Origin of the sequence: Pseudomonas sp. LTGT-11-2Z (assembly GCF_003691445.1) — a bacterium.
Classification (GTDB): Bacteria; Pseudomonadota; Gammaproteobacteria; order Pseudomonadales; family Pseudomonadaceae; genus Aquipseudomonas; species Aquipseudomonas monteilii.
The window spans coordinates 1747469-1763466 of the sequence record NZ_CP033104.1 but is presented as its reverse complement, the minus strand read 5'-3'; the positions used below and the strand labels follow the sequence as shown (position 1 = coordinate 1763466).

The 15998-nt window shown below is 63.0% G+C and carries 15 protein-coding genes; 10 read left to right on the top strand and 5 right to left on the bottom strand.

Annotated features, from left to right (window positions below; all coding sequences use genetic code 11):
• Nucleotides 1–5: 5 nt before the first annotated feature.
• Together moaA and D8767_RS08305 are read left to right on the top strand one after the other, a co-directional pair.
• The gene (gene moaA / locus D8767_RS08310) at nucleotides 6–1010 is read left to right on the top strand and encodes a GTP 3',8-cyclase MoaA (protein WP_016711953.1); all 1005 of its coding nucleotides are present in this window, start codon (nucleotides 6–8) and stop codon (nucleotides 1008–1010) included.
• A gap of 20 nt (nucleotides 1011–1030) precedes the next feature.
• Nucleotides 1031–1930 (top strand): bestrophin family protein, encoded by a 900-nt coding sequence (locus D8767_RS08305; RefSeq protein ID WP_016711954.1) that lies wholly within the window; start codon nucleotides 1031–1033, stop codon nucleotides 1928–1930.
• A gap of 20 nt (nucleotides 1931–1950) precedes the next feature.
• Here the strand turns inward: D8767_RS08305 and moaB are convergent, their stop codons facing one another.
• Nucleotides 1951–2490 (bottom strand): molybdenum cofactor biosynthesis protein B, encoded by a 540-nt coding sequence (moaB, locus tag D8767_RS08300; protein ID WP_012273701.1) that lies wholly within the window; start codon nucleotides 2488–2490, stop codon nucleotides 1951–1953.
• 141 nt (nucleotides 2491–2631) lie between these two features.
• On the opposite strand from moaB, the gene D8767_RS08295 reads away from it, so the two are divergent.
• Both D8767_RS08295 and D8767_RS08290 read left to right on the top strand, forming a co-directional pair.
• Entirely contained in the window at nucleotides 2632–3519 is an 888-nt protein-coding gene (locus D8767_RS08295) for a LysR family transcriptional regulator (RefSeq protein ID WP_016711955.1), read from the top strand.
• Between the two features lie 158 nt (nucleotides 3520–3677).
• Entirely contained in the window at nucleotides 3678–4574 is an 897-nt protein-coding gene (locus D8767_RS08290) for a DUF6216 family protein (RefSeq protein ID WP_016711956.1), read from the top strand.
• Here D8767_RS08290 and D8767_RS08285 read toward each other — a convergent pair.
• On the bottom strand, nucleotides 4537–5310 hold the full coding sequence (locus D8767_RS08285; protein ID WP_016711957.1) for an AraC family transcriptional regulator: 774 nt from the start codon (nucleotides 5308–5310) through the stop codon (nucleotides 4537–4539). The two genes, D8767_RS08290 and D8767_RS08285, sit on opposite strands and share 38 nt — an antisense overlap.
• A gap of 294 nt (nucleotides 5311–5604) precedes the next feature.
• Here D8767_RS08285 and D8767_RS08280 point away from each other — a divergent pair, with 294 nt between their 5' ends.
• The 5 genes from D8767_RS08280 (at nucleotide 5605) to D8767_RS08260 (ending at nucleotide 12094) form a co-directional block, all read left to right on the top strand.
• On the top strand, nucleotides 5605–7218 hold the full coding sequence (locus D8767_RS08280) for an APC family permease (RefSeq protein WP_016711958.1): 1614 nt from the start codon (nucleotides 5605–5607) through the stop codon (nucleotides 7216–7218).
• A gap of 23 nt (nucleotides 7219–7241) precedes the next feature.
• Nucleotides 7242–8168 carry a 4-hydroxyproline epimerase gene (locus D8767_RS08275; RefSeq protein ID WP_016711959.1) on the top strand — a complete coding sequence of 309 codons (927 nt, stop codon included), beginning with the start codon at nucleotides 7242–7244 and terminating at the stop codon, nucleotides 8166–8168.
• Nucleotides 8169–8209: 41 nt separating this feature from the next.
• The gene (locus D8767_RS08270) at nucleotides 8210–9157 is read left to right on the top strand and encodes a dihydrodipicolinate synthase family protein (RefSeq protein WP_016711960.1); all 948 of its coding nucleotides are present in this window, start codon (nucleotides 8210–8212) and stop codon (nucleotides 9155–9157) included.
• A 109-nt stretch (nucleotides 9158–9266) separates the two neighbouring features.
• Complete coding sequence (locus tag D8767_RS08265; protein ID WP_016711961.1) at nucleotides 9267–10844, top strand: aldehyde dehydrogenase (NADP(+)); 1578 nt, start codon at nucleotides 9267–9269, stop codon at nucleotides 10842–10844.
• A 2-nt stretch (nucleotides 10845–10846) separates the two neighbouring features.
• A complete protein-coding gene (locus tag D8767_RS08260) occupies nucleotides 10847–12094 on the top strand; it encodes an FAD-binding oxidoreductase (RefSeq protein ID WP_016711962.1) in 1248 nt (415 codons plus the stop codon).
• A gap of 33 nt (nucleotides 12095–12127) precedes the next feature.
• On the opposite strand, the gene xenA is transcribed toward D8767_RS08260, so the two are convergent.
• Nucleotides 12128–13219 carry a xenobiotic reductase XenA gene (xenA, locus tag D8767_RS08255; RefSeq protein WP_016711963.1) on the bottom strand — a complete coding sequence of 364 codons (1092 nt, stop codon included), beginning with the start codon at nucleotides 13217–13219 and terminating at the stop codon, nucleotides 12128–12130.
• Nucleotides 13220–13304: 85 nt separating this feature from the next.
• Here xenA and D8767_RS08250 point away from each other — a divergent pair, with 85 nt between their 5' ends.
• Entirely contained in the window at nucleotides 13305–13604 is a 300-nt protein-coding gene (locus D8767_RS08250; RefSeq protein ID WP_025753907.1) for a helix-turn-helix transcriptional regulator, read from the top strand.
• Nucleotides 13605–13689: 85 nt separating this feature from the next.
• Here D8767_RS08250 and mqo read toward each other — a convergent pair whose 3' ends face one another.
• Nucleotides 13690–15327: a malate dehydrogenase (quinone) gene (gene mqo / locus D8767_RS08245; RefSeq protein WP_019098485.1), complete on the bottom strand. Its 1638-nt coding sequence runs from the start codon at nucleotides 15325–15327 to the stop codon at nucleotides 13690–13692.
• Nucleotides 15328–15654: 327 nt separating this feature from the next.
• Nucleotides 15655–15846 carry a YhfL family protein gene (locus D8767_RS08240; RefSeq protein WP_003254720.1) on the bottom strand — a complete coding sequence of 64 codons (192 nt, stop codon included), beginning with the start codon at nucleotides 15844–15846 and terminating at the stop codon, nucleotides 15655–15657.
• Nucleotides 15847–15998: the final 152 nt, after the last annotated feature.

The following is a 15998-nucleotide window of genomic DNA, read 5'->3' as shown; positions in this document are numbered from 1 at the left end:
CGAACGTGGAACAGAACAGCCGGGCCCTGATCGACGGCTTCAACCGGAAAATCGACTACCTGCGGATGTCGGTCACCGACCGCTGTGACTTCCGTTGCGTGTACTGCATGGCCGAAGACATGCAGTTTTTGCCGCGCCAGCAGATCCTCAGCCTCGAAGAATTGTTCCAGGTGGCCGAGCGCTTCGTCGCCCTGGGCACCCGCAAAATCCGCCTGACCGGCGGCGAGCCGCTGGTACGTCAGGGCATCGTCGAGCTGTGCGGGCGGATTGCCGCCCTGCCCGGCTTGCGCGAACTGTGCATGACCAGCAACGGCTCGCAACTCGGGCGCCTGGCACAGCCACTGTTCGACGCCGGGCTGTCGCGCCTGAACATCAGCCTTGACAGCCTGGATACCGAACGCTTCAAGCAGCTGACCCGTACCGGCGACCTGCACCAGGTCATCGCCGGTATCGACGCCGCACGCCAGGCCGGCTTCAAACGCATCAAACTCAACTGTGTAGTACTCAAAGGCCGCAACGACCACGAACTGGTCGACCTGGTACGCTTTGCCATCGATCGCGAGCTGGACATCACCTTCATCGAAGAAATGCCGCTGGGGGTAATCAGCGAACACGAGCGCGGCGAGTCGTTCTGCTCCAGCGACGAAGTACGCGAGCGCCTGGCAGAACAGTTCACCCTGGTGGAGTCCACCGAATCATCACAGGGCCCTGCCCGCTACTGGCGCCTGGCCGAAGCCGCCAACACCCGGGTCGGTTTCATCTCGCCGCACAGCCACAACTTTTGCGCCACCTGCAACCGCGTGCGCCTGACAGTCGAAGGCCGCCTGTTGTTGTGCCTGGGCAACGAACACTCGGTAGACCTGAAGCACGTGCTGCGTGCTCACCCCGGCAACCGCGAGCGCCTGGAAAAGGCCATCCGCGACTCGCTGCACCTCAAGCCCTACCGCCATCACTTCGAAGTGGGTGGCGATGTGCAGATCCTGCGCTTCATGAACATGACCGGCGGCTGAACCGCCGTCTCTGGATTTCCATGATTGTCCACCCAACCCCCGATGTACTGCGTGTGCTGTTCACCCTCAAGGGGTCGATCGTCAAGCGCATCGCCCTGCGCTGCCTGATGGTGACCCTGCTGGCCGCGCTGATCGTGCTGGTCGAGCGCCATTTCCCCGCGTTTTTCTACCCGGTCAGTGCCACGCCGTTTACGTTGCTGGGCCTGTCGCTGTCGATCTTCATGAGCTTTCGCAACAACGCCTGCTACGACCGCTGGTGGGAGGGCCGTAAGGCCTGGGGCAAGCTGATTATCGAAACCCGCTCGTTCGTGCGCGAAAGCGTGGTGATTGCTGACGAGGCACTGCGCGCAGAGCTGCTGCGCAGCCTGTGTGGCTATGCCCATGCGCTGAATGCCCGCCTGCGTAATGAGGACGACCTGGCGGCCGCCCGGCCCTGGCTGGCCCGGCCAGAGGCGATCAGCTCGCATAACGTGTGCGACGGCATCCTGCGCGACATCGGCCAGCATTGCTCGCAGCTGGCGGAACAACAGCACATCAGCGATTGGCGCTACAGCCTGCTGGAACAGCGGCTGGTAGGCCTGACCGAGGTGCAGGCCACCTGTGAGCGGATCAAGTTCACACCGTTGCCGTTCCCCTACACGCTGTTGCTGCACCGCACCATCTACATCTTCTGCCTGCTGCTGCCGTTTGCCCTGGCCGAGCCGCTGGGCTGGCTGGCACCGCTGTTCACCACCATCGTGGGATACACGTTCTTCGGGCTGGATGCGATTGGCAACGAACTGGAGGACCCGTTCGGACGGGATGAGAACGACCTGCCAACCGATGCCATGGTGCGGACGGTGGAGCGGGATGTGCTGGCGGGTTTGGGCGAGACGCAGTTGCCACCGGCGTTGTTGCCGGTGGGGCATGTGTTGAGCTGATAGCCGTCACAGGAGAAAACTCACCCCCGGCTGGCACAGGCCTCGATCGGCAGCAGGTGTTTGACGAAATTGCACGGCCGGTGCCGGGCATCCAGCTGCTCCGCCAGAATTCCTTCCCACGCCGTACGGCAGGCGCCGGTGGAACCCGGCAAGCAGCACACCAACGTGCGGTTGGACAACCCGGCCAACGCTCGGCTCTGCACGGTAGAACTGCCGATATCCAGAATCGACAGCGCCCGGAACAGCTCGCCAAAGCCATCAATGCGCTTGTCCAGCAGGCACTCGACCGCCTCCGGTGTGCTGTCACGCCCGGTAAAGCCGGTACCGCCGGTAATCAGCACCACCTGCACCTGCTCGTCGGCAATCCAGGTGGCGACCTGGGCGCGGATCTTGTACAGGTCGTCCTTGAGCAACGCTCGCGCCACCAGCCGGTGGCCGATCTCGACCGACCGGCTGGCCAGCAGCTCGCCGGAGGTATCGTTGTCGTAGGTACGGGTGTCGCTGACGGTCAGCACGGCGATGTTGAGCGGTACGAAGACCGCATCGGGTTGGACGCGCACAGTAAAAGCTCCTTGAATGGCCTTGTCGCCACGCTAGAGGCGTGGCTCGGGGGCGTCCAATCGTTATGGCTTACCGGCCGATCAATGACATCTATCGCAGACGTGGGTTATGGTCTGCACAACCATACGCCAGGCACTTTCATGGACATCAAGCAGCTCAAGTTCCTCATCGCCCTCGACCAGACCCGCCACTTCGGCCAGGCGGCGGCGCTGTGCCATATCACTCAGCCGACGCTGTCCATGCGCCTGCGCAACCTGGAGGACGAGCTGGACCTGGTGCTAGTCAAACGCGGCCAGCGCTTCGAAGGCTTCACCGAGGCCGGCGAGCGTATTCTGGCCTGGGCCCGCACCCTGCTCGCCGCCCACGACGGCCTGCAGGCCGAGGCCGCCAGTTGCCGGGGCCAGGTGGTCGGCAGCCTGCGACTGGGCACAGTGCCGCTGGCCAGCTTCAACCCCATGCACCTGCTGCTGCCGCTGCGCGAAAAATACCCCGAACTGCACTTCCAGCTCAGTTCGCTGAGCTCGGAGCAAGTCATCGACGGACTGAGCCGCAACCAGCTCGACCTGGGTATCTGCTACCTGGACCAGGTCAACACCAGCTTCTTCGAAGTACTGGAACTGGGCACCACTACCATGGGCCTGCTGCATGACACCCGGCACTTCCAGTTTGACAGCGACACCCTGCGCTGGGACGCGCTCAGCGACATACCGCTGGGCCTGTTGAGCAAGGGTATGCACTACCGACAGTCGCTGGACCTGAGCTTGCGCAGCCGTGGCCTGGAACCGCATGCGGTACTGGAAAGCGACTCGACTTTCCAGCTGATACAGGCCATCAACACCGGCATGTGCTGCGCGATCATGCCGTTGGACTGCGGCCTCGAAGACCTCAGCGAGCACCTGCGCATTCTGCCGGTGGCCGACGCTGCCATCCACAGCCCGGTCGGCCTGTTGCTGCGCCGCAGCGAGCCGCGCTCGGCGATTGCCGAGCAGTGCTTTGCCGAGGCACGTGGACTATTTGCCAACGGCTGAATATGAGGCCACGCAGTCAATCAAGAAATTCCCTACAACCAACTCGGAAGTTTCACTAGCGACATGTCAGCTTAAGCGCTTTTATTATTGCCGCCTTATCGGACGCGCTGGCCTGAAGCATAAGCACAAGGCCCGCTTAAATCGTTAAAGGAGCTGACATGACGAATTCCACCAATCTGGCCTCATCGTTCTGGAGCGTAGAAACGCTCGCCCCCCTCGGCGGGGTCGGCACGCTTATATTGATTGGGTTGCTGCTGTGGTTCATCTACAGGCGAGCCGGTTCGCTCTACTTTCTTCGCGACCTTATCTGGCGTAGTTTCGGTGGCACCACCGAATTCGACAGTCACTCGCAGTTGAATACCCTGCGCAGGGAATTACGAGAAATTGAGTTCTTCCGCTATGAATTCAATATCCCGGCCAACAACCTGCATGAGGCCTGCCTTGCCCACCGGTGGATCGTAGATAACGGCTTTGCACCCGGCGACCTGAGCCGCAACCGCGCCTATATCGACTGGAGTGATTTCGACGAGCCCAAGTTTGCTACAGCGCGATTCTCCCGAGGTCGCTTCAAAGGGTTCCTTGCCCTGTTGATTGTACTTTTCGCGCTAATTACCCCGCTGCCGGTGGCAAACCAGTCGGAGTATTTGATGGTATCGCTGAAAAATGACCCGGCGTCACCTGCCTTCTACCTGTCGCAACAGGACATCAAGTTTGAAATGTGGTTTCCGGATGAAAAGCTCACGCTGGACCAGTGCCGGTCTTCGGAAAGCCTGGCGCCTTTTACACGCTACATGCCGGAAGAAAAACTCGACACCATCTGCTCGTTCTTCATGGCCCCCGACTACGCAGCGCAAGTTGAAAAAGGTGTGAAGGGCCAGCGTGCTCTGCTGACAGGTTTAGCCGCAATACTGTTCCTCGGCCTACTGCTGACCGTACTGAAGCTGTCGCGGATGGAACGTGCACAAAAGCTCTATAAGGTCTGGCAAGCAAGAGTCGCTTCACCTGAGGCCACTACGGCTACGGCACCGTCGCCTGCCGATACTGCCTCGGCGTGAAACCCGTCAGTTGCTTGAACTGGCGGCTGAAGGCGCTGTGGTCGGTGTAGCCACAGCGCATCGCCACGTCAGTGATCGGCAGGTCCGAATGCAGCAGGCGGTGGGCGTGCTCCAGGCGCGCCTTGTGGATCATCTGTCGGGGCGTGAGGTGAAATACCCGCTTGCAGTAGCGCTCCAGCTGAGCCACGGAAATGCCAGCGATGCGGGTCAGCTCGCCCATGCTGATCGGCTGGTGAAAGTGCTGGCGGATATGCTCGTCCACCGCGGCCAGGCGCTGGTAGGCAGGGTGAGTGTCGGCGGCTGATTGCAGGTCGACCGAAATGCCCACCAAGCCGATGATCTCGCCCGCCTGGTTGTACAGCGGGCGCTTGTGGGTCAGGCACCAGCCGGGCTCGCGGCTGCCGTACAGGTGCAGCTCCAGCTGGTCGTCCAGCACCAGGCCTTCCTTGAGTACGCGGCGGTCCTGCTCGGTGTAGCCGGGGCCAAGCTGTGCCGGGAAGACTTCAGCGCTGGTCTTGCCGAGCAACGGCTGCAAGCGCTTGAGGCCGCAACGCTGGACCAGGGTGTTGTTGGCCAGCACGTAGCGGGCGGCCGGGTCTTTGATGAAGATGGCGGCGTTGGGGATGACGTCGAGGATCGGCAATAGCAGGGAAACGCTGGCCAGCAGGGCCTCAAGGCTCGCGGGGCGGTGCAAGTCGAGAGACTGGTACAGGGTTGCCAAGGGATTGTCGGTCATCTTCGGTTCTCTGCTGGCTGTGCCCGCGAAGAGGCCAGCACTACCAACACATCTCTACAGCCCTTATTCGCTAAGGCCTACAGCCTATCCAGCACCCCACCCTCGCCGCCAGCATTTTTTGCAACTGTGCCGATTTCGTCATCCCCCTTGCAGAAAACCATCAAGAACCGCCGCCCCGACCGGTTCACTCTATGCCCCACGCAAGCCGCCCAAGTCCTACAAGAGCGCGGCCCAAAAAGCCGCATCTCGTGACATCAGACCTGCCTATCCAATAACCAACAAAAAGGCGAACCCATGTCAGGCAAATTCAAGAAACAGTTATCACTGCTGGACCTCACCTTCATCGGCCTGGGGGCCATTTTCGGCTCTGGCTGGCTGTTCGCCGCCAGCCATGTCTCGGCCATCGCCGGCCCGGCTGGCATCCTGTCCTGGTTCCTCGGCGGGTTCGCCGTGCTGCTGCTGGGCATCGTCTACTGCGAACTGGGCGCCGCCCTGCCCCGCGCCGGTGGCGTGGTGCGCTACCCGGTTTACTCGCACGGCCCGCTGCTGGGCTACCTGATGGGTTTCATCACCCTGATCGCCTTTTCCAGCCTGATCGCCATCGAAGTGGTCGCCTCGCGCCAGTACGCCGCCGCCTGGTTTCCCGGGCTGACCAAAACCGGTTCAAGCGACCCGACCGTGCTTGGCTGGCTCGTGCAGTTCGCGCTGCTGGGGCTGTTCTTCTTCCTCAATTACCGCAGCGTGAAAACCTTCGCCAAGGCCAACAACCTGGTCAGCGTATTCAAGTTCATCGTGCCGCTGCTGGTGATTGGCGTACTGTTCACCTTCTTCAAGCCAGAAAACTTCGAGGTCCACGGTTTTGCCCCGTTCGGCCTGTCCGGGGTGGAAATGGCCGTGTCGGCGGGCGGCATCATCTTCGCCTACCTGGGCCTGACGCCGATCATTTCGGTAGCCAGCGAGGTGAAGAACCCGCAGCGCACTATCCCGATTGCGCTGATGCTTTCGGTGCTGCTGTCCACCGCCATCTACGCCCTGCTGCAACTGGCCTTCCTCGGCAGCGTACCGACCGAAATGCTCACCAACGGCTGGGCTGCGGTCACCAAGGAACTGGCCCTGCCCTACCGTGACATCGCCCTTGCCCTGGGTGTGGGCTGGCTGGCCTACCTGGTGGTGGCCGACGCGGTGATCTCGCCCAGCGGCTGCGGCAACATCTACATGAACGCCACCCCGCGCGTGATCTATGGCTGGGCGCAGACCGGCACCTTCTTCAAGTACTTCACCCGCATCGATGCAGAGTCCGGCATCCCGCGTCCGGCGCTATGGCTGACGTTTGCCCTGTCGGTGTTCTGGACCCTGCCGTTCCCGTCGTGGGAAGCGCTGATCAACGTGGTATCCGCTGCCCTGGTACTGAGCTACGCCGTGGCCCCGGTCACCGTCGCCGCCCTGCGCCGCAATGCGCCAGACATGCCGCGCCCGTTCCGGGTCAAGGGTATGGGCGTGCTCGGCCCGCTGTCGTTCATCATCGCCGCGCTGATCGTGTACTGGTCCGGCTGGAATACCGTGTCGTGGCTACTGGCCCTGCAAATCGTGATGTTCGCGCTGTACCTGCTGTGCGGTCGCTTCGTGCCCACCCAGCACCTGTCGCTGGCCCAGCAAGTGCGCTCGTCGGCATGGCTGATCGGCTTCTACGCAGTAACCATCCTGCTGTCGTGGCTGGGCAGCTTCGGCGGCCTGGGGGTCATCGGCCACCCGCTCGACACCGCAGTCGTGGCGGCTTGTGCCCTGGGCATCTACTACTGGGGAGCGGCCACTGGCGTGCCTGCACACCTGGTGCGCCTGGAAGGCGAGGACGAAAGCGAAACCACCGCTGACACCTATGCCGGCCGCCCTGCCGCCGTCGCCTCCTGATCTTTTACGCAAGGGACAAGCCCATGAAACAGATTCACGTCATCGACTCCCACACTGGCGGCGAACCGACCCGCCTGGTGATGAAGGGCTTCCCGCAACTGCATGGCCGCAGCATGGCCGAACAGCGCGACGAACTGCGCGAGCTGCACGACCACTGGCGCCGTGCCTGCCTGCTGGAGCCTCGCGGCAACGATGTGCTGGTGGGCGCGCTGTACTGCCCACCGGTGTCTGCCGACGCCACGTGCGGGGTGATCTTCTTCAACAATGCCGGCTACCTGAACATGTGCGGTCACGGCACCATCGGCCTGGTCGCCTCGTTGCAGCACCTGGGCCTGATCGCGCCCGGCGTGCACAAGATAGACACCCCGGTCGGCCAAGTCAGCGCCACCCTGCATGAAGATGGCGCCATCACCGTCGCCAATGTGCCCTCTTACCGCTATCGCCAGCAGGTGGCGGTGGATGTGCCCGGGCACGGCGTCGTGCATGGCGACATTGCCTGGGGCGGCAACTGGTTCTTCCTGGTTTCCGAACACGGCCAGCGCATAGAGCTGGGCAACCGGGAAGCGCTCACCGAGTACACCTGGGCCATGCTCAAGGCCCTCGAAGCCCAGGGCATCACGGGTGAAAACGGCGCCCCCATCGACCACGTTGAGTTGTTCGCCAACGACGCCAACGCCGACAGCCGCAACTTCGTGATGTGCCCTGGCAAGGCCTACGACCGCTCGCCCTGCGGCACCGGCACCAGCGCCAAGCTGGCCTGCCTGGCCGCCGACGGCAAGCTTGCCGAAGGCCAGACCTGGGTGCAGGCCAGCATCACCGGCAGCCAGTTCCACGGCCGCTACGAGCGCGACGGCGAACACATTCGCCCGTTCATCACCGGCCGCGCCTACATGACCGCCGACAGCACCCTGCTGATCGACGAACAAGACCCGTTCGCCTGGGGTATCTGACCCCGGCTTTTTCCGACTGAACAATGCGAGGAGTGACAACAATGACTGACAACATCTTCACCGGCACCATGCCCGCCTTGATGACCCCATGCACCGCAGACCGCAAGCCGGACTTCGACGCTCTGGTGCGCAAGGGCCGCGAACTGATCGAGGCCGGCATGAGCGCCGTGGTGTACTGCGGCTCGATGGGTGACTGGCCGCTGCTGACCGAAGCCGAGCGCCAGGAAGGTGTGGCGCGCCTGGTGGCCGCAGGCATTCCCACCATCGTCGGCACGGGTGCGGTGAACACCCGCGAAGCGGTTTCCCACGCGGCCCATGCTGCCAAGGTCGGTGCCGCCGGCCTTATGGTCATCCCCCGCGTGCTTAGCCGGGGTGCCTCGTTGATCGCCCAGAAGCACCACTTCTCGGCCATTCTCGCCGCCGCGCCCAAGCTGCCAGCAGTGATCTACAACAGCCCCTACTACGGCTTCGCCACCCGTGCCGACCTGTTCTTCGAACTGCGCCGCGAATTCTCCAACCTGATCGGCTTCAAGGAGTTCGGCGGTGGCGCCGACCTGCGCTACGCCGCCGAGCACATCACCTCCAAGGATGACGATGTGACCCTGATGGTCGGCGTGGATACCCAGGTGGTGCATGGTTTCGTCAACTGCAACGCCACCGGTGCCATCACCGGCATCGGCAACGCCCTGCCGCGTGAAGTGCTGCACTTGGTGAGCCTGAGCAAGCAGGCGGCCAAGGGCGATGCGAAGGCCCGTCGCCTGGCGCGTGAGCTGGAAGCGGCACTGGCGGTGCTGTCGTCGTTCGATGAGGGTTGCGACCTGGTGCTGTACTACAAGCACCTGATGGTGCTGAACGGTGACCGCGAGTACAGCCTGCACTTCAACGAGACCGACGTGCTGACCGATGCCCAGCGCAACTATGCCGAGCAGCAGTACGCGCTGTTCCGCAGCTGGTATGCCAGCTGGTCGGCTGAGCAAAACGTCGCCTGACTTTGCGACCTGCGCGGACTCTTGTAAGAGCGGCCTTGTGTCGCGAAAGGGCGCTCCTACAGGGGCTGCGGTTTCCCTTGATACCCGTATTTGACTCCAAGGAGGCTACATGCCCCTCACAGGCAACCTGCTGATCGGCCAGACGCCGGTAACTGGCAGCCGCGAAGCCATCCACGCCATCAACCCGGCTACCGGGCAAACGCTGGAACCGGCCTACCTCGGCGGCACCGGCGAACACGTGGCCCAGGCCTGCGCCCTGGCCTGGGCGGCGTTCGATGCCTACCGCGAAACCTCGCTCGAACAACGGGCACAATTTCTCGAAACCATCGCCGCGCAGATCGAAGCCCTCGGCGATGCCCTGATCGACCGCGCCGTGGCCGAAACAGGCCTGCCCAAAGCGCGCATCCAGGGGGAACGGGGCCGCACCTGCACCCAGTTGCGCACTTTTGCCCGGGTGGTGCGGGCTGGTGAATGGCTGGATGTACGGGTCGACAATGCCCAGCCCGAACGCCAGCCCCTGCCCCGCGCCGACCTGCGTCAGCGCCAGGTGGCCCTGGGGCCGGTGGCCGTGTTCGGCGCCAGCAATTTTCCGCTGGCATTTTCGGTAGCCGGTGGCGACACCGCGTCGGCATTGGCCGCTGGCTGCCCGGTGGTGGTCAAGGCCCACAGCGCCCACCCTGGCACCAGCGAACTGGTCGGCCAGGCCGTGGCGCAAGCGGTGAAGCTGTGCGGTTTGCCGGCCGGCGTGTTCTCGCTGTTGTACGGCTCTGGCCGAGAAGTGGGCATCGCCTTGGTCAGCGACCCGCGTATCAAGGCAGTAGGTTTTACCGGCTCGCGTAGCGGTGGTGTCGCACTGTGCCAAGCCGCTCAGGCACGCCCGGAGCCGATCCCGGTGTACGCCGAAATGAGCTCGATCAACCCGGTATTCCTCTTCGAGGCCGCTTTGCAGGCCCGCGCCGAAGCCCTGGCGCAAGGCTTCGTCGCCTCGTTGACCCAAGGTGCTGGCCAGTTCTGCACCAACCCCGGCCTGGTGATCGCCCGACAAGGGCCCGCGTTGCAGCGCTTCATCGCTGCCGCCAGCGAACACGTACAACAGGCCGCCGCGCAGACCATGCTCACCCCGGTCATCTTCAGTGCTTACCAGGCCGGTGTCGGTGCCCTGGCGGAAAACGCCAATGCCAAGGCGGCAGCCAGTGGTCAGGCCGGGCAAGGCCCCAACCAATGCCAGGCACAGTTGTTCGTGACCCAGGCCGAAGCCTTCCTGGCAGACCCGGCGTTACAGGCCGAAGTGTTCGGTGCTGCGTCGTTGGTCGTGGCCTGCGTGAGCGATGAACAGGTACGCCAGGTGGCCGAGCAACTGGAAGGCCAGCTGACCGCTACGTTGCAACTGGACGATGCCGACATCACCAGCGCCCGCGCCCTGCTGCCGACCCTTGAACGCAAGGCCGGGCGCATTCTGGTCAATGGCTGGCCGACCGGCGTTGAGGTGTGCGATGCGATGGTCCACGGCGGACCGTTCCCGGCCACCTCCGATGCCCGCACCACCTCGGTGGGCACGGCGGCGATCCTGCGCTTCCTGCGTCCGGTGTGCTACCAGGACTTCCCCGAGGCCTTGCTGCCGTCGGCGTTGCAGCACGGCAACCCGCTGCAACTGCGGCGCCTGCTTGACGGTAAACGGGAAGGCTGAACATGCTCGAAACCGCTGAAACTGATATCGCGGTGGTTGGCGCCGGCATTGTCGGCGTCGCTTGCGCCCTGCAACTGGCCCGTCAGGGCCGCCGAGTGCTGCTGGTCGACCGTCAGGCGCCCGGCCAGGGGGCATCCTATGGCAATGCCGGGCACCTGGCGACCGAGCAGGTGTTCCCGATCGCCGACCTGTCGATCCTCAAGCGCTTGCCGCGCATGCTGCTGGACCCGATGGGCCCGTTGCGCCTGGACTGGAAGTACCTGCCCAAGGCCATGCCGTGGTTCACTCGCCTGCTGCTCAACCTGCGCCCAGCGCCGTTCCAGCGCAGCGTGGCCGGCATCCGCACACTGAACGAAGGCAGCCTGGGTGCCTGGCGGCGATTACTGGGCTCGATCGGGCGCAGCGAGCTGTTCCAGGAAGATGGCTCACTGCTGGTGTTCGAGAAGCCTGAATCACGCCAGGCCCTGGAGGCCTTGCGCGCACGCATGCAACAGCAGGCGGTGCCGGTGGACTTCTGGTCGGCTGAGGCCGTACGCGAAGCGGCACCGCAGTTGAACCCGTCATTGCTGGGCGGTCTGTTCTTTCCCAAGACCGGCCATTTCATCGATCCGTACAGGGTGGTGTGCGAGCTGTTCGAAGCGGCCAAAGCCAGTGGCGTACGGTTTGCCCAGGCGCAGGTCGAGGGTGGCCGGTTGCACAGCGGCGGGGCCACCCTGGTCAGCGACCATGGCACGTTCAATACCCGTCAGGTGCTGATCAGCTGTGGTGCGCACTCAGCGAAACTGACCGCCGTACTGACGGGCAAGCGGGTGCCGCTGGACACGGAGCGCGGTTACCACCTGATGCTGCCGGGCGAGCATCAGCGCCTGCCGTTTGCGGTCACGTCGCTGGAACGCAAGTTCATCATGACGCCCATGGCCGACGGCTTGCGCCTGGCCGGCACGGTGGAGTTCGCCGGGCTGGAGGCACCGCCGAGCATGCAGCGCGCCTGGCAGTTGCACCATTTGAGCAAGGGGTTGTTTCGGCAAGACTTGAGTGCCGAAGGGGCAACGCCGTGGATGGGCTTCAGGCCTTCGTTGCCAGACTCGTTGCCGGTGATCGACAGGGTGTGTGATGGGCGGGTGCTGCTGGCGTTTGGGCATCAGCATTTGGGGCTGACCCAGGCAGCGGTGACGGCGGAGTGGGTGGGGCGGTTGGCTGAGCAGGCCAGTGGGCCTGAGATGGGGGCCTACCGGTTGGATCGGTTTTAGATTCGGGGGCTGCTGCGCAGCCCCCGGCATCACTCAGCGATAGCGCTCAAGCCAGTGCGCATACGGCGCCGGCAAGGTCCAGGAGGCTTTCTCCACGCCCAGCTCCTTGGCCGCAAAGTACGCCCAGTGCGGATCAGCCAAATGCGCGCGCCCTACCGACACCAGGTCCAGCTGGTTGGCCTGCAACGCGGCTTCAGCCAGTTGCGGCGTACCAAAGCCCCACGCCGAGGTCACCGGCAGCTTCGCCTCACGGCGCACGCGTTCGGCGATCGGCCCCATGAACGCCGGGCCCCACGGAATGTTGGTCTCAGGGATGGTGAAACCGACGCTCACGCTCAGCAGGTCCAGGCCACCGGCCTTGAAGCGGCGCGCCAACTCGATCGACTCTTCCAGGGTCTGCTCATCGCGGCCATCGTACTCCAGCACACCAAAACGCGCGGTCAGCGGCAGGTTCTCCGGCCACACTTCACGCACTGCAGCCAGGGTTTCCAGCAGGAAACGGCTGCGGTTGTCGAAGCTGCCGCCGTAGGCGTCGGTTCGCTTGTTGGAGTGCTCGGAGAAGAAGCTCTGGCCCAGATAGCCGTGGGCAAAGTGCAGTTCGATCCACTCGAAGCCGGCGTCACGCGCACGGCGTGCGGCATCGACGAAGTCCTGCTTGACCCGGGCGATGTCGTCCAGGGTCATTGCGCGCGGCACGTTTGGCAGGTGCGCGCCAAAGGCAATGGCGGACGGGGCGATGGTCTCCCAGCCACGCGCGTCATCAGCACCAATGTGGTCGTCACCCTCCCACGGGCGGTTGGCGCTGGCCTTGCGGCCGGCGTGCGCAATCTGGATGCCCGGCACCGAACCGGCCGCCTTGATGGCCTGCACCACCGGCACGAAAGCCTGGGCGTGGGCATCGCTCCAGATTCCGGCGCAACCAGGGGTGATGCGCCCTTCCGGTGCCACCGCCGTGGCTTCGACCACCAGCAGGCCGGCACCGCCACGGGCCATGCTGGCGTAATGCACCTGGTGCCAGTCGTTGATCAGGCCATCCTCGGCCATGTACTGGCACATGGGCGGAATGGCGATGCGGTTGCGCAGGGTGACGTCTTTGAGGGTGTAGGGTTCGAACAGTGCGGACATGGGAAACTCCGGGCTCATCTGAATACTGTTGTTCGATCATAATCGAACTATGGCAATTAATGAAACCCCCGTTATCATGTGAGCCATGCGAGCCTACAAACACCCCACCGCTGAAGACCTGATCCTCGAACGCCTGCTCTATGCGCTGAGCGACCCCGTGCGCCTGGAAATCGTCCGACACCTGGCCGGTGTCACCGAAGCCAGCTGCGGCGAGCTGGATGGCGGCCGGCCGAAGTCGAGCATGTCCCATCACTTCCGCGTCCTGCGTGATGCGGGGCTGGTGCATACCCGCAATGTGGGGACGACCCACATGAACTCGCTGCGCAGCGAAATGCTGGGTGAGCGGTTTCCTGGGTTGCTGGAGTGCATTCTTCGGCAGAGCTGATTTTCCTGTACCCGCGAAAGGGCCCGAACAGGCAATAAAAAAGCCACGAGGTTTCCCCCGTGGCTTCTTTCACAACAATGGCCGATTACAGCGCCATGTCGTTCGCAGGCTTGCTCTCAACCGGCTCGCTCGGCGCGCCGTTGAAGTCAACGCTGGCATCGATCACCGGCGGTTTCTCCAGCTGCAGCACTTCAGCGGTGTAGTTCCACTCTTTCTGGGTGGCCGCTGCCGAATCGTTCAGCTTGGTGCCGTAGCTTGGCACGATTTCCTTGATCTTGGCCTGCCACTCAGGGGTAGCGACCTTCTCCTTGAACACGGTTTCCAGCACGTTCAGCATGATCGGTGCAGCCGTCGAGGCGCCTGGCGATGCACCCAGCAGGCCAGCAATGGTGCGGTCTTGCGACGCCACCACTTCAGTGCCCAGCTTCAGCACGCCGCCTTTCTCGGCATCACGCTTGATGATTTGCACACGCTGGCCGGCCTGCCACAGGCGCCAGTCTTCCTTCTTGGCGTTCGGGAAGTAGGTGCGCAGGGCTTCGAAGCGGTCATCATCCGACAGCATCAGCTGGCCAGCGAGGTACTCGACCAGCGGGTACTGCTCGATACCCACCTTGGTCATTGGCCACACGTTGTGGGTGGTGGTGCTGCTCAGCAGGTCCAGGTACGAGCCGTTCTTCAGGAACTTGGTCGAGAAGGTGGCGAACGGGCCAAACAGGATCACGCGCTTGCCGTCCAGCACGCGGGTGTCCAGGTGCGGTACCGACATGGGTGGTGCGCCAGTCGAGGCGATGCCGTAGGCCTTGGCCATGTGCTGCATGGCAACGGTCGGGTTCTCGGTCACCAGGAACGAGCCGCCCACCGGGAAGCCTGCGTATTCCTTGGCTTCAGGAATGCCCGACTTCTGCAGCAGCTTCAGTGCGCCGCCACCAGCACCGATGAACAGGAACTTGGCGTCGGTGGCCGATTCGGTACCGTCCTTCAGGTTCTTGTACTCGACGTGCCAGGAGCCGTCCTTGTTGCGGGTGATGTCCTGCACTTCGGTGGACAGCTTCAGGTCGAAGCCTTTCTGGGTTTGCAGGTGGCCAACGAACTGGCGGGTGATCTCGCCGAAGTTCACGTCGGTGCCGATCGGCGTCCAGGTCACGGCCAGCTTCTGGTTCGGGTCGCGGCCCTCCATCATCAGCGGGACCCACTTGGCGATCTGCGCGTGGTCCTCGGAGTACTGCATCGGGCGGAACAGCGGGCTGGCCTGCAGCGCGTCGTAGCGCTTCTTCAGGAACTTGATGTTGTCATCGCCCCACACGAAGCTCATGTGCGGGGTGGTGTTGATGAACGAGTGCGGGTTCTTCAACACGCCCTGGCGTACCTGCCACGACCAGAACTGACGGGAAATCTGGAAGGCTTCGTTGATTTCGATGGCCTTGGCGATGTTGACGTTGCCGTCTTTGTCTTCCGGGGTGTAGTTCAGCTCGGCCAGCGCGGAATGGCCGGTACCGGCGTTGTTCCAGCCGTTGGAGCTTTCTTCGGCCACGCCGTCCAGGCGCTCGACCATTTCCATCGACCAGCTTGGCTCCAGCTCATGCAGCCACACGGCCAGGGTGGAGCTCATGATGCCGCCGCCGACCAGCAGCACGTCTACTTTCTTGGTTTCTGCGGCGTGCGCTTGCATGAAGCTTGCAGCGACAGCCAGACCCAGCAAGGTCTTGCCAGCTTTCTTGAACATTGATCAATTCCAGTCAGGAGAACAGAGGGCGGGCCTGTGGCTGGCCCAGGTAAAGCGTGTTCTTCAGCGCAGGCTTGTTGTTGATCATTGTTCAGCAGCTAGAGAACCAGAAAACGACTCGGCCTTTTGTCGAATTGACCGACAACGCTGAATCGTTTTTCTGATTGTATATGAAATGCCAGCACAAACAAATTGCCCGCCCCGGCGTCAAGACGACGGGTTGCCCCAGTGGCAGATTGTCACGCCAAAAACAAAAACCCCCGGCCATCTACATGACCGGGGGCCTTGGATCACGCCGCAAGCGTCGCGATCAGGGTACCGCCAAGATTACTGCTGCTGAGGCAGTTTATCGATCGGGCCGCAGCCACCGATGATCTTGGAGATGGAAACCGAAGGGTGGAACAGGTAGTCGTAGGTGCAGTTTTTCGGCTGGTTGTAAACCTGGCCAGTGCAACCCGACAGCAGGGCAACACCCGAAACTACAGCAACGGCTACGGTGGCCTTGAACAGCTTTTTCATTACAAAGTCCTTTAAATGAATCATCTTCGACCATCGTCTGATGGCGGCGGGATGATACAGAAAACAGGCATTGGATCCAAGTCGTGCTTGGCAATGATGGATTGCGAATGTGCAACAACAGGTTGTAAAGCACGCTGTTGGCGACGATAGTC